The 13970-nt window shown below is 50.1% G+C and carries 11 protein-coding genes; 4 read left to right on the top strand and 7 right to left on the bottom strand.

All coding sequences use genetic code 11. The features are described from left to right. The first annotated feature begins 473 nt into the window (after positions 1-473). The 4 genes from dndB to HGO40_RS06785 are packed head-to-tail and all read left to right on the top strand — an operon-like array spanning position 474 to position 5450. The gene (gene dndB, locus HGO40_RS06800; RefSeq protein ID WP_213624584.1) at positions 474-1556 is read left to right on the top strand and encodes a DNA sulfur modification protein DndB; all 1083 of its coding nucleotides are present in this window, start codon (positions 474-476) and stop codon (positions 1554-1556) included. Next, on the top strand, positions 1553-3079 hold the full coding sequence (gene dndC, locus HGO40_RS06795) for a DNA phosphorothioation system sulfurtransferase DndC (protein WP_213624583.1): 1527 nt from the start codon (positions 1553-1555) through the stop codon (positions 3077-3079). The genes dndB and dndC overlap by 4 nt, the downstream gene beginning before the upstream one ends. After that, on the top strand, positions 3076-5088 hold the full coding sequence (gene dndD / locus HGO40_RS06790; RefSeq protein WP_250962402.1) for a DNA sulfur modification protein DndD: 2013 nt from the start codon (positions 3076-3078) through the stop codon (positions 5086-5088). The genes dndC and dndD overlap by 4 nt, the downstream gene beginning before the upstream one ends. Continuing rightward, on the top strand, positions 5085-5450 hold the full coding sequence (locus HGO40_RS06785) for a DndE family protein (protein ID WP_213624581.1): 366 nt from the start codon (positions 5085-5087) through the stop codon (positions 5448-5450). The genes dndD and HGO40_RS06785 overlap by 4 nt, the downstream gene beginning before the upstream one ends. Before the next feature lie 277 nt (positions 5451-5727). Here the strand turns inward: HGO40_RS06785 and HGO40_RS06780 are convergent, their stop codons facing one another. The 7 genes from HGO40_RS06780 to HGO40_RS06750 all read right to left on the bottom strand — a co-directional run bounded on the left by HGO40_RS06780 (position 5728) and on the right by HGO40_RS06750 (position 13699). Then, positions 5728-6165 (bottom strand): DNA phosphorothioation-associated protein 4, encoded by a 438-nt coding sequence (locus HGO40_RS06780; protein WP_213624580.1) that lies wholly within the window; start codon positions 6163-6165, stop codon positions 5728-5730. Next, positions 6158-8167: an AAA family ATPase gene (locus tag HGO40_RS06775; protein ID WP_250962401.1), complete on the bottom strand. Its 2010-nt coding sequence runs from the start codon at positions 8165-8167 to the stop codon at positions 6158-6160. The genes HGO40_RS06780 and HGO40_RS06775 overlap by 8 nt, the downstream gene beginning before the upstream one ends. Further along, on the bottom strand, positions 8164-8337 hold the full coding sequence (locus HGO40_RS06770; RefSeq protein WP_213624578.1) for a hypothetical protein: 174 nt from the start codon (positions 8335-8337) through the stop codon (positions 8164-8166). The genes HGO40_RS06775 and HGO40_RS06770 overlap by 4 nt, the downstream gene beginning before the upstream one ends. Before the next feature lies 1 nt (position 8338). Further along, on the bottom strand, positions 8339-10414 hold the full coding sequence (locus HGO40_RS06765; protein WP_250962400.1) for a DEAD/DEAH box helicase family protein: 2076 nt from the start codon (positions 10412-10414) through the stop codon (positions 8339-8341). A 948-nt stretch (positions 10415-11362) separates the two neighbouring features. Next, a complete protein-coding gene (locus HGO40_RS06760) occupies positions 11363-12502 on the bottom strand; it encodes a DGQHR domain-containing protein (RefSeq protein WP_250962399.1) in 1140 nt (379 codons plus the stop codon). Further along, positions 12499-13044 (bottom strand): hypothetical protein, encoded by a 546-nt coding sequence (locus HGO40_RS06755; RefSeq protein ID WP_250962398.1) that lies wholly within the window; start codon positions 13042-13044, stop codon positions 12499-12501. The genes HGO40_RS06760 and HGO40_RS06755 overlap by 4 nt, the downstream gene beginning before the upstream one ends. Before the next feature lie 187 nt (positions 13045-13231). Beyond that, a complete protein-coding gene (locus HGO40_RS06750; protein ID WP_213624575.1) occupies positions 13232-13699 on the bottom strand; it encodes a hypothetical protein in 468 nt (155 codons plus the stop codon). Positions 13700-13970 lie beyond the last annotated feature (271 nt).

The following is a 13970-nucleotide window of genomic DNA, read 5'->3' as shown; positions in this document are numbered from 1 at the left end:
TTAGCACTTATCTAATTTAGGGCATCAATGAATCGTTAGAGAGATCCTAATCAAACATTTTTAACCCTGCCAAGCTGAGAAATCTAGCACAATCTTCCTTAGCCTCAGGGACTTTACTAAGAAATTCAAAAATTTGAGCTAGCCAGGACATCAGATATTATGCCTCAGTCACATGCAGGCGGCACCTGTCCTGGAACCTCCAGCCCGCCCCCCTTTGCAGCAACCTTCCCTGACCAGGCTCAGCACTGGCGGAAATAAGTCAGAAAGCGGAAATACCGACACGCCTTAGGATCACCTCTTATGACGCGCCTCACCTCAAACACTGCGCTCCTAGAGGTCGGAGCGACCGAACGAAAACGTGCGTACGAATACGCCAGATCACAAGAAGGGAATCACCAAAGGTCAGGGCGGCCTTGCCTGTACGTTAAAAATATGCAAAATGACGTACTCATAGTAAAAAAACGTTCTTAGCCATGAATATTTACGTCCACTCCTTCCCATGCGTCAGGGGCATCCAGGCCGGCCGGCCTTGCTACATTGCGATGTGCCCCATGCGCCTTGTGCCCAAAATATTCATTTTTAACGAAGAAAATGTGCCAGCTGATCTGCGTGCGCAGCGCATATTAAACCTCGCCAGAGTGCCGGAGATCTCAGCCTATTTGCTCGACAATCGCGACGATTACACCCTATCAGCGATCACGGCATCAGTAGATGGCGTTGTCCAATTCACCCCGGCTTCCGACACTGGCCTAGGGCAAAGCATCGGCACGCTCACAATCCCCATGGAAGCTCCGATCCTGATCAACGACGGCCAGCATCGCCGCGCAGCCATCGAGCAAGCAATTCGTGAGAATCCAGAGCTTGGCCACGACAACATCCCAGTCCTTTTCTTTATTGATGAAGGGCTCAATCGCAGCCAGCAAATGTTCGCCGACCTCAACAAGCATGCCGTACGGCCGAGCAACTCAATCAGCACCCTGTACGACCACCGCGATCAGATTTCTGATCTGGCCAGGTATCTGGCAAAAAATGTAGACGTCTTTTCTAGGATGACTGAGCTGGAGAAGTCCAGTCTCTCCCCTCGCAGTTCCAAGCTCTTTACTCTCAGCGCCATCAAAAATGCGTCCCGTGTCCTCTTGAAAAAAGGGAAAGGTGATCTCATCGCGCAAAACGAGAGAGAGCTCGCAAAATCTTTCTGGGAAGAGGTATCTCTACAGATGCCCGATTGGATAAGGGCCAAAAACAAAGAGCTGTCGACGTCTGAGCTACGTGACAACTACATCCATGCCCACGGCGTGATGCTGCAAGCGATGGGACTCGTCGGTGCTGAGCTGATTATCCGCAAAGAATCCGAGTGGAAAAAAAACATCAGCCAACTGCGCAGCATCGACTGGTCCAGAGCCAATCCTGAATGGGAAGGCCGGGCCATGGTTCACGGCCGGATCTCCAAAGCCACAACGAACGTTGCACTCACCGCCAGTCTCATCAAGAAGAAGCTTGGTGTCCCGCTGTCCACGGTTGAACGCGAGTTAGAAAACAGGTTTCCTCAAAAATGAGTAATGATCAATTTCTCTATCCATCACACGATGACTTCGTCCAAGAAGCGATCATTGCTGGTAGACCTTTAGCGGACGCTGTCCGCGAGCTTCAGAGCATTTACAAGGCAGATAATCGTCCTTGGGTGGTAGGGTTCAGCGGCGGTAAAGACTCCACCGTGATTCTCTCGCTCACATACTACGCCTTGAAGATGTTGCCGCCTGAGGAACGCCATAAGCATGTGTACGTGGTTTCCTCCGACACTCGAGTGGAAACCCCTGTAGTCGTCGACATGATCCGCCAGGTGCTTGATTCGGTGAACGCCCAGGCGATTCAAGATCAGCTCCCCATGACAGCGCACTCTGTCACTCCTAAAGTCGGCGAGACGTTTTGGGCCAACCTCTTGGGTAAAGGCTACCCTGCCCCAACCAAAGCATTCCGCTGGTGTACTGAGCGGATGAAAATTGACCCAGTGAGCGAGTTCATCAAGGACAAGGTAGCTCGCTTCGGCGAAGTCGTGGTTGTGCTTGGCTCCAGACGAGAAGAAAGCTCCACTCGTGCTCAGGTAATCACACGCCACAAAATCGACGGTTCTGCATTGGGTCGACACACGACATTGCCCAATGCCTATACCTACATGCCTATTGAGCTGTGGCACGCGGATGACGTCTGGGAATACCTCATGAGCGCTGCCAGGCCATGGGGCGGCTCTAACCGAGTACTGTTTGAGCTCTACAAAGACTCCAATGCTGGAGAATGTCCGCTCGTCATCGACACTAATACACCATCGTGCGGCAACTCGCGTTTCGGCTGCTGGACCTGCACAGTCGTGACACACGACAAAGCGATCGAGGGACTCGTAGACAGCGGAGAGGACTGGATGCTACCCCTACTCCAGTTCCGTAACCAACTGCACGCCAGCTCCCTGCCCGAAAATAAAACTGAATATCGTAATTATAAACGTCGTACGGGCAAAGTGACCTTCGCAAGAGGGGCTATCGATGACGACTCCAATGCCGCCACCAAGCATGTGCCTGGTCCGTATTGGATGAAATATCGCCGTGAGTGGCTGAAGCTACTTTTGGAAATTGAGAAAGGCATTCGTGAAACGGATCGCGAGATTGAGCTGATCGGTCGTGATGAGTTGCAAGTGATCCGCCAGCAGTGGTTGAAGGATCCAAATGAACCGGACTGGATTGATTCACTTCCTAAAATCTACGGTGAGGTTTACCCCGAAGATACGGTCGAATGGATCAAAAATGATGCCGGCGCGTTTACTGAACCTGATGCCGCCATTCTCAACGCACTCGAGGCTGAGCGCGGCGTACCAGCAGTTCTGATCATGAAGCTCATAGATACAGAGTTGTCGTTCTCAGGGCTCTCGCGCCGAAAAGGCATTCTGGACGAGCTGCAGAAAGTCCTGGAGCAAGACTGGGGTGGATTGAACGAAGCGATGGAACGACGCGCCATACCTACAGTTAACGATACGTATAAGACCGCTTTCGAATCTCTGAAAGCCGACATAGATGGCTTGCTGCAATGATTATTGACTCCCTTTCAGTACTAGATTTCCGAGTGTTTAGCGGCGCCCACGACTTTGACCTGGTTCCTAAGATCAAAAGAGGCAAAAACGCGCCTATCGTTTTATTTGGCGGCCTAAACGGCGGCGGCAAAACAACTATCCTGAGTGCGCTGAAGCTTGCCTTGTACGGTAAAGGCGTACTGGGCTCCGGCGCAACAGTTGCCGAGTACCATCAGTATCTTCGTGAATGCATACACAGAGCTCACAACAGCATCGCCAAGCCTACGCGAGCAGCTGTCGAGCTGACCTTCCGCTATGCACAATATGGCGTTATTTCGAGCTATCAACTGACACGTGATTGGTTTGTTGATCACGCTGGCAAGGTAAAAGAAGGCCTGATCATTTCAAGGGACGGACACCCCCTGACCGAGCTTTCCTATGATCAGGCACAAGCTTTTCTCAACGAGCTGATCCCGATCGGCGTTTCTGAGCTATTTTTCTTCGACGGTGAAAAAATCGCGAGCCTTGCCGAAGAAACATCCGGAGATGCTTTGCGTGAGTCCATCAACAAGCTCTTGGGCTTGGATCTCATCGATAGATTGCACTCCGACCTCTCCGTTATGATTAGAGGGCGCTCGGTCAAAAAGGCTTCTGCAGATCGCAAGCAAAAAATTGCTGAAGCAGAACGGACATATAACGATCTGAACGAGCAGTTGGCAGAAGTACGCGAAAAGCTTCTCCTCATGCGCGTGAATACTGTCGAGGCCAACAAGAACCTTGGCAACATCGAAGCGAGCATCAATGCACGCGGTGGCGCCTGGAGCGCCTCCAGGCAAGAGGAAACGGCCAACCTCGATGCATTGGTTAGCGACAAAAAAGCTATAGAGCAAACCCTGCATGACATGCTCAGCGGCCTGCTACCTTTCTCTATAACTCAAAGTCTCAACGAGAAACTGCTAGCGCAAATAGACGCTGAGCAACGCGCGGAAAAAGCACAGGTACTCTCCGAATACTTGCGACGTCAGCAGAGCAATTTTCTAGCAGAAGTCGAATCTGCCTTCGCTATGACAAAGGATCAGCTCCCTGCCCTTCAAGATATTTTTCTGAGGACATTCGGCTCAGAGGTCTCGAACAGCGCTGAACAACAAGCTCCAGTACACGAGCTCTCGGATACTCAACGATTCAGCATCACTCATCGCCTACAGAACGATGTTGGCTCGCTCCAACAGCGTGCTGCTGACTTAGTGATGAAGCTTCAGGAAACCGATAGCCAGATCGAATCCGCCCGGGAAAATATCGCTAGAGCGCCCGACGAAAAAGTACTGATCCCACTGTTTAACGAACAAGGGCAGCTACAAGGAAGGCTTTCCGCTCTTGAGGAGCAGAAATCGGTAATGGCTGACGAGGCAAAGGCCCTCCTCGCACGTCTGTCGGTGGCTGCACGCCAGTTAGACGATCTCTACACCGAAATAGCGGAGTACCAGGAGCAGGAGCGCCTGACCGGTCTTGCACAGAATGCCAAAGATGTATTGAAAGAGTTCTCTACTCGCGCTCGAATTGAAAAACTCAAAGAGCTCGAGTCGCAGTTTTACACCTCATTCAATGGCCTGGCTCGCAAAGAGGATCGGAATCTCAGTATTCAGATCGATCCGAACACCTTCGAGGTCGTACTGATCGACGATGAAGGCGTAATACTTCGTAAAGAAGAGCTGTCAGCCGGCGAGAAGCAAATCTTTGCGATCTCTATCTTGGAAGCGCTGGCCCGCACTTCAGGGCGAAGCCTGCCAGTTGTGATCGACACACCACTAGGTCGACTGGACTCGGTTCATCGGAAAAAACTCGTGGAAAATTATTTCCCTAAAACAAGTCACCAAGTCATCATTCTCTCGACGGATACGGAAATTGATTACGCCTTCTATGAAGGCCTACAGGGAAGTATTTCGCACTCTTATCATCTGGTATACAACCCAGAAACTCGGTCCACTCAAGCAGAGGAAGGCTATTTCTGGCGGTGGGCACAAAACGCATGAACGTATTTCCGCACAAATTTAAAATATCTGCCTCATCCACTGCGAAGCTGAAGTTCCTAAAATCGAAGACAGGTCTGACGCCCAATATTTTGAGTAGATTTGCGATCGCGCTTGCACTCGCTGACGAGAATGGGCTTGGCAATGCCAGTGTGTCAGACCTGGATGGCCAGGAATTCAACGCCCCAACTCTATTTGGCGAGCACTTGGATATCTACGAAGCACTGCTTAGGCAGTTCACGCTTCAGAGTGCTCTAGAGTGGGATCCCGTCAAGCATGTCGCGTCTCTCATTGAGGTAGGATTGCATAAAATGGGGCATGTACGCTCCCTGAAAGACGTAGCCTTGCTGATAGCAAGTAAATAAAAAGAGCCCACCTTCAAAGGTGGGCTCAACCGTTTACGGGTCTATATGGCGTTAAGCTAAATTGAAAAACATTAAGACTGCATTCTAATGGGTGCTTTCTAAATATAATTTATGATTCTGATTTTCTGACTATCGTGTTCAACCATTGAGTTTCACTTCGGCCAGCCAAATCTTTTGAAACTTTTTCCCTACGTCACTCCCACGCCACCGGCAAGCCGCACTGCACTCTGCAGTTTTGGAGCCGGAGGCGTCCTTGCCTCCATACCGATGCCGGACTTTAGGCACCCAGCGCGGTAATATCATCTATGATCGTGTGCTCGGCCTGCTCATCGAGAATCAGGCTGATGATGGCACTTTGGGCATCCAGCCCCGGGTCGATGATAGTGCTTTTGATGATATCCAAACCGCCGCAGGCGTATTCTTCGAAGAGCTTGATCTTGGTGTCAAATTTGTCGCCCTGGGGCTCCAGATAACCGGAATCCTGATGCTCGAACAGGGCAAGCACGTTCATAAAGGCTTCGTCGTACTCCCCACGAAACACCGACAAGGGGATGGGCTCGCTGGACTTATCGAACGCCACCGACTTCTTTCTGGAAAAGCCCAGGGCCGCGGCAAACACCATGATGTCCTTAAAGGAGGCGAAGACACCCACGTGATCCTTCAGATAGCTTAAGGTGTCGGTGTGTTTAGCTGGTTTCCGGACGCGATCAACCATGGAACCCTTCCTCCAACTTTGTGTACTCGAACTTCTCATCACTGCCTTGGTCAGGCTTATGGTATTTGAGCGTGTATTGCTTACCCAGGCGTTTGGATAACTCGCTTTCCACCTCGCCGCGCCACTGAGATTTCGACACCATGACGATTACCTGATCGGCCAGTGCCGGAATGAAGGTCGCCACTTTTTGGCGATACTCAGGGTCCAACGCACCAAACGGAGAGTCCATCACGATAGGATAGATGCCGCCCTTTTGAAACACACCCGATTTACTGGCCCGCTCTTTTGCGCTGTTAACGATGCTGCTAATAAAACAAAGGCTTGTAACCTGGTTCTCACCGGTGGATTTCTCCCACACTGGCTGTTTACCGTGCCCTTCGATATTCTTAAAGATTTTGAGCGTAAAGTCCTCATCGATCTCCGCCCAATAATCTTTCCTCATGATTTTCCGGAAGGTGTCATCGACTTTTTTCGACAAATCTGAGCGAACCTGGTGTGCCATTGCTTGGTGTAATTCGCCAATGGTCCCTGCCACTTCCTTAGCCAGCTGTTTTCTGCGCTGACTCAAATCCGCCTGATTGGAATTGGCGAGTTCTTTTTCAATCTCCTTTTCTTTTTCTTTGAGCTGGTCTTCCCAAGCAGATTTCATGTGCTCGCCGATGGCGCAGTTGGCGTTGAGTTCTTGGCTATTCACCTTTAATCCCGCCCGTCGCTCCTCCAAATCGGCGGAATCCTCAACACCTTTAATCTTTTCGCCCAACTCATCAATTTGACCCATAAAACTCTTTCGCCGGTCGGCCAGCTCGGTCAATTTAGTCATCGACTCATTGATGTTGGCGAACAACGCTTTACGTTCGGACTGCAAATGGGACATGACACCGAACAGCGCCATGAACTGCTCTTCAACGCCATTATCCTTGAGGGTAGTTTTGTAGGACTCCAGGGTATTCACACAGTCACTTCCCGGCTCCAAGGGCTGCCCGCAGATGCACTTACCCAGAACGATCAAATCATCGATGAAGGTGGCTTTTATCTTGCTGGGCATTTCCCCACGGATCCGAATTTCATCCAGATACTGTTTTACCACGGTAATTTGCGATTCAATAAACGCCAGGAATCCCCGTTCTGTGATGTTTTTGTTGAGCGCAGCCGAGGCGTCACCTTTATCTATTTTGATTTGCTCGAGCTGCTCCTCAAGCACCTTTCGCCGCTTTTGCTTTTCAGCGATCGCCTCAATCGACTGCAACCGTTTATCGATGGCTTCGATCTCTAGATCAATTTCACTCCGAGTGCTTTTCCAGCCTTGGATCTCGTCTTCTTTTTGCTGGATTTGATCCGTCAACTTCGATTGTTCTTCCAACAGCACCGTCATATTGCCAGAAGAACTCTCTTTAGCTTCTTTGTTAAAATGCCGGATCACCGAACCTTTTAGCTGCTTTTCGGCACGTTCCAGAATATTCATGCCCATCAGGCACTTAATGGCCTCTCGTACCTGAGTGGAGGCACTGTTGTAGGCTAACTTTTCGATGCGTTCCCCGTTAAAGAAGAAATAGCCGTGCATGTCTTCCGGCAAGATTTGATTCAGCTGGCTGCCCGGGTTCGACGAACGGCCGGACAGGCCTGCAGAATTAATCCAAGTGAGTAACGGTACAGAGGGGCCCAAGGACTCCGCGTGCAAGCCCGTGCCCTTGGCAAACTTTTGCTCCCGGTGCGCGGTGTAGGCGACGCCGTCATCATCAAATTCCAACGTCACCGACATGACGATCGTGCTGTCCTGGGCCGCTTCGGCAATGGCCTTTTCACTGAGGATGTTTTCGTTGTTGGTATCGAAGTCGGTAGTTCCGTAGAGCACCCATTTAAAGGCGTTCAACAGGGACGTTTTACCGGCACCGTTTTCTCCGTGGATGACCGTGACGCTGGCCTTATCATCGGTTGAAAAACTGATCGACACTTCGCCATAGAACTGCCGGAAGTTCCTAATGGTTTGTTTTTTTAATTTCATCCCTTCACTTCGTCCTTAATCACCTTGATGATGCGTTCGCAGAAGTCCCGCTCCATATCCCCTGGAAGATCTCTATAATGCTTGCCTTCTTGATGAATTTTCAGGACTTGATTGATGACCGACCGGACTTCCGGAGAAGCAGCTTCGATGACCTCATTGGGCTTCTTCATATTAAGCACCTAACAGTTTTAGTTTTTTTCGGATGTCGCGTAAGGTGGAAAGGGTGTGTCCGTAGTTTTCGGAAATCTCGGCAAACTCATTAATTCGATCAAGCTCACGCTCAACCATGCTCTTTTCGATATTGAACGTTTCTTCATCCTCTCCCAACTTGTCCAGGGGAGGAATCGCGATAAAGTCATAGATGGAAGCATGGCCCTTACCATCGTACTGACGCAGAACCCGTCCCCGTCGTTGAATGAACTGACGGGGGTTGGTCGAGGACGCCAAGATGTAAGCGGTTTTCGTTTGCGGGATGTCGACCCCCTCATCGAGGCACCTAATGGCAACAATGGCGTCGATGTCGCCGGCCCTAAAGCTGCCCAAAATCTCTGCGCGTTGTTCTTTGCTTTCTTCGGCCGTGAACTTGGCCACGCGCCATTGGCAGTCCCTCCCGGCAATCTGAACAATCCGGTCGATATCCCGTTTGCCGTCGTTTATGGCCTCACTGGAATAGATCAAGGTGTGTTGTCGGTCCTGACTGTCGCTCAGCAGTTGTTTCAGTTTGCGTTTTTTGCCCGCACTGCTGCCGGTGAGTTTGGCGCGCTTGATGAGCTCGAGCTTTACGCTGGTGGAAATATCGTCTTTATCCCCCATGGCCATGAGCCGGGCTATCTTTTTGCTCAATCGGATGTATTCGTCCAGCTCCTCCGGATCCAACTCACAGACGATCGGGTAATAGTTGTACTTGCACAGAAAGCCAGCGTCGATGGCGTCCTTGATGTCAAACTCAATGACCGGCTCACCGAAGTAGTCAAAGATGGCCTTGGTGCCAAAGGGGTCGTTGTGGCGAATGGGGGTGGCCGACAATCCAATTCGGAATCGCGCCTGTTGGGGTAGCTTCTGGGCAATGTTCTCAGCGCCCATGTTATGCACCTCGTCCGACACCAACAACAAGTTGGTCCGGACACCATCAAGGAACGACTGGAACTGGCTGTTCTTGAAAGTATCATTGACCGCAATGGCCACCATATGGTCACCGTCCCCGGACAGCAGCTGATTGTAGGCGGACTGTAGCGTACCCAACCACTTGTCTTTGCCCCCGTAGCATTTAATCGCGTCGTAGCCAAAGAACGCCGCTTCGTCCGCCCACTGCTCCCCCAAGTGCAAGTAGGGGACGGTGATAATGATGACGAGCTTGGCTTGTTGAGTGCGGAAGTAGTCCAATAGCCGGGTGGCCGCGGTCAGGGCGGTGATGGTTTTGCCGGCCCCGGTGGCCATACAGAACAGCCCTTGCCCATTCTGAGCAAACCAGGCTTTGATGGCTTTTTCCTGGTATCCCCGGATCTTCCCCTCATCATTTTGAATGGCTTGGGGGACGGCCGGGCGGCCAGATGGTAAGCTGTATGGGCGAGAGCCCGTAGTGGCATAAGCTTTGATTTTATCCAGCGTCGTGGATGTGGGTGTAAAAATCAGGAGATTGGGGTCTCTACCTTGCCAGGTGCTCTCGAATTCGTGCTTCTTCTTTTCGCACCGCTGGCGACCTTCCTCACTGGTCCACGACCGATAAATGTCAATGGTTTCCCAGTTGGACGACGCTCTGGAGGTCAAATTGTACGAACCGCTGAAGGCGATATCGTTGCCCGCCTCGTCCGAAAAAATGCCATTTTTCGCATGGTAAATCCCACTCAGCTTATTGGTGGGCACTGCCACTTTCAACTCGACAATGCCATCCCTGATTAGCCAAGCCAGCGCTAGACGGGCGTCCTCTTTGAGCGCCGAGAACACCTGATCCACCTCTTCCTCAAAAATCCGTTTGGCCTGAAACTCCTTATCCGCCATGGCTTTCGAATTCACGATGCAGTCTAGGTCCTTCTCCTGCAACTCGTGGCCGACAATCCATCGAGCTTTACCCCGGGACCAGGCGAACTGCGAGATACCCTGAGCGGTATCCGCAATCCAGCCGGAGGTAAAATACCCCACACCTACGTCGTAGGTGACTGCTCTCTTTAGAACCGGGTCGAAGAAAACCGCGTTAGGATCTTCGGAAGACGTATTAATTGACAGCGGAAGATCGATGTCTTCAAACATACAGATCGAATTCCTTTTTCAATGCATCCAGAAGTCCGTATCAACAGACTTTTTTCGTATAGCTACGATAATCCATTTGCCATAATGTGGTTGGCTCGCCGCTCGCGTACTAATGCTCAATCTCCGCATCCGTTCCATCAAAGCGAACACAATCCCGCCCTAAGGCGATGTCCGGAAGGCCCTGCTCCAACTCGTTCATGCACAGCACTCCGTAGCCGCCTACTATAGTGCGGGGCAGCCCTATTCAAACTGGGTGGTTGTTAAGGTGGCGCGGTGGTGTGCGACGGTTGCCGCAGCACATTCGGAGTGCCATCCCTGGTATACCGCAAGCTGCCATTCTCCCATGCCTTTCAACATGTCTACCGACAAATCGTGGGTAAAGCCAAACGCGCCATTTAATCACCAGCCAGCTTCCTTCAACAGGCCAGCATCCCGCCGCATGGTTTCAAACAGACTGAGCCCATCACGCCAGGCAGGCCAGACAGGGCTCGACAATAGGCTTGCCACCCTGCATGGTCAGGCCCTCGTGCACCAGCGCCCCGTTGTCACCGGTATGCGGGTTGGCGCTCCAACGCAGGTTTAAGGCAGCCAGTATTCCGAGCCAAACCCGTCATCTATACGCACTCGTGCCATAGGAGCTTGCGCCTTTCAGAAAATGGCACAGTGCCAGCAAAATTAGTAGCATAGTCTCACATCTGGCAAGTGAGATCGATAGACGAGAGTGAAGACAAGGACGTTTCGTGCCCAGATGATCTCAGCCTGACCTGGCCGTTTCTCCTCCTTCAGCCTATTATTCCTTTCTCCGAGTCTTCCCGGCCGCACTGGGGACTTACGATTGGTAAAATAGCCTTGACCTTCAGGCTAGCTCACTAAATTACTCGTTTTTCTCACCGTGAAGACTGACAACTCTAGGGCACTACTGCAGATGCCGCTTCGCTGGAAATTTTCCTATGCAAGGAGTTCTCGCGTTATAATTTTCTGATTTTTAGAACTCAATTTAAGTATTCTTTTTTGCTTAGGTGACCAAATTTTATTTGCCAACACCGAGCCACCAAGATACAAATCTTTCGCAAGAACCGCTTTAATCATTTCTCCCATTTCTATGCTGCCGAACCCTAATCCTCTGATTACAATATCAGTGTATAAATCCCATCCCACTGGCCTGAATAAAAGATGACCACCATTATCGCCTCCTCTGTAATCAGAGACTGACGCCTTATAATCTAACACTTTGCTCAATTCAAGACAGTGCTTGAACGTATACCTGAAGAAATCCACTACCAGCGTCAGGACATGCTCATTGCCCTTGAAGCGGTACCGATCCAATTCTGAAACCTTGACACCAAGCTTGTAGGCGACTATTTTCTGGACGTTATCATATATATTGACAATTGAAGTTATACTCGCACTATCCCTCACTGGCCCGGAGCTAAAGGAAACATTATTTTCGCTAAACCAAGGGTATTCATCCGATTCAATCAATGCCCTAGTCACACGGGCAGAAATATCATCTTCATCCAATGCGATAATCGCGTCTTTACTAACAAGCTTTGCCTTTTTATTGAGAGTGGTAAAAAGCCTTCTCGACCTAACTTTTCCATCCGGAGTATTCGAATGCGCAACTATAATTACGCTAATCAAATCATTGCCGATGAGCTCATTGCTATCCACCGCAGACTTAATCCCAGCCAAACGATGCTGCCCGTCCAGTGCAAAAAGCTTTTCATCTCTAGTTATTGATAAAAAGCCCAAACAATTTTCAGCGTAATCAGGAATTTCCAGAGAAGATGCCTCTTCATTGTTAGGGCGTATACTTTCCACTTCGTGCCAATTTGGATCGCCGTCATAAATTGCCACAACCAAAGAATTGAAAAATCTATCTTCATTATTTATCAAATAATCAGATATTTCTTTAGCCCGATCGTCATTCAATTCTCGTTGAATTTTATCTGATAGCTTACCAATCTGATGAAGTTCGTGAGCAAACCCAATAAGATCAGCCGCATCCGAGAGCCTCATCATGCAGCTATAAGTAACCCATGTGCCTAAATATCCACGCAGACACGGCAAAACCAAGCGCTTACTCATATAATTCGTACTCCACGCAACAAGCTCCGAACTTCGCCTGAGAAATCCATCACACAACAAGGGGGAACAAAAATATCAGCTAGCGCCTGCTCCACTACTGAAGTGGCAGCACCATCTGGCAAAACTGAATAGTAATAAAAAAGATGTTCCGAAAAATATTTTAATAGCTTTTTAACTTTTGGTCTTTTTTTGTATCCAGAAACATTGACATAATCACTAAATCTTTTGGATATTGTATTAGATGAATCTGTATCGCCTGCCTTCCCAACATACATGACGTAAGAGTTTGAGGGCAGCTTTTGACTATCAACGCTAACCATAAACATGTAAACACCCTGTTGATCAGGAAAAACATGCCCAGCATGGTCGCTATATTTAACCTTTACCCAATTTAGATTTGGAAGGTCATCGTTCCGCCGAAAAAGAGCAGGACATAATAAAAAAGGAAATGAGTTTTTGAAAAATCCCAGATAAGCCTCCCTTTGCTCATTCTCATCAAATTGTTCTGCGCCATCGTCTAGCTCTTCATATATGCTGACCACTCATTCACCTCATACGCATCGAACAACCAAATAAAAAAGCCTACCCAAAAAACCATCAATCATATTATTAATTAATGGAGCGTCCGCGACATAGTTTTTCTGCCTGATCAAGTTCAAACCTTCGAACAGATTTGAAGTCAATCAGCAATCATTTGGTGCCGCCAGCAAACTTAATCCCTACGTAGAGTTACCGCCCTACACCTCCACTGTCAATGCACCTCCCTTGCCGCATGTCGCTGCCCTTGATCAGGCAACACCGAGGAATACAGCCCCCCACAGCCCGTAGCTCAGCTGCTTGCTGAATCTGGGCTTTCTTGTGCATGCCCAGCGGCATCACATCGCGGCTGAAATTGGCAACGTCCAACTGACGCCTTAGCAAGCTGGCCTCGGCAGAGGCTTCCAGACGCAAGTAAGCGACCAGTTGCTCGGCCCTGACATAGCGCACCTGTACCTCGCTTAAGGAGCGGGACTTGCCTTCATGGGCATGACGACTGGCCAGCATCGCTACCATGAAATGCTCAGCGCGGCTGGTCACCTTAGTCAGATTGACGATCAACTTGCGCCCCACAGCGCTCCATAAGGATTCACTGGCCAAAAGGTCTCTACTGCCTTTAGGGCGCAGCCTTTCATCCAGCATAGAGAGAACTGTAAGCATTCACATACAACCTTGAGATAGTCCTTGAACAGGTCAAACAACGCTGCTGACGTCGACAAGGTCATGAGCCGTGCGATAAGGGCCTTGAGGACGTATGGTCGAAGCGCTGCAGTGCTCAGGGCGTGGCAACCACCACGTGGCCTCGGCCACTTGTTGGACCTAGTCAGCCGACAGGCATGAGCCGATCGTCTGCTCCACCGGGTGAATCCAGCGGCCGAAACAGCACCATTCTCCCGCGGCTTCGTCAACTCAATGCATTTTTCGACCATCT

This window comes from Pseudomonas sp. CG7, assembly GCF_023701885.1.
GTDB classification, from domain to species: domain Bacteria; phylum Pseudomonadota; class Gammaproteobacteria; order Pseudomonadales; family Pseudomonadaceae; genus Aquipseudomonas; species Aquipseudomonas zanjanensis.
This window is presented reverse-complemented; position numbering and strand designations above follow the sequence as displayed.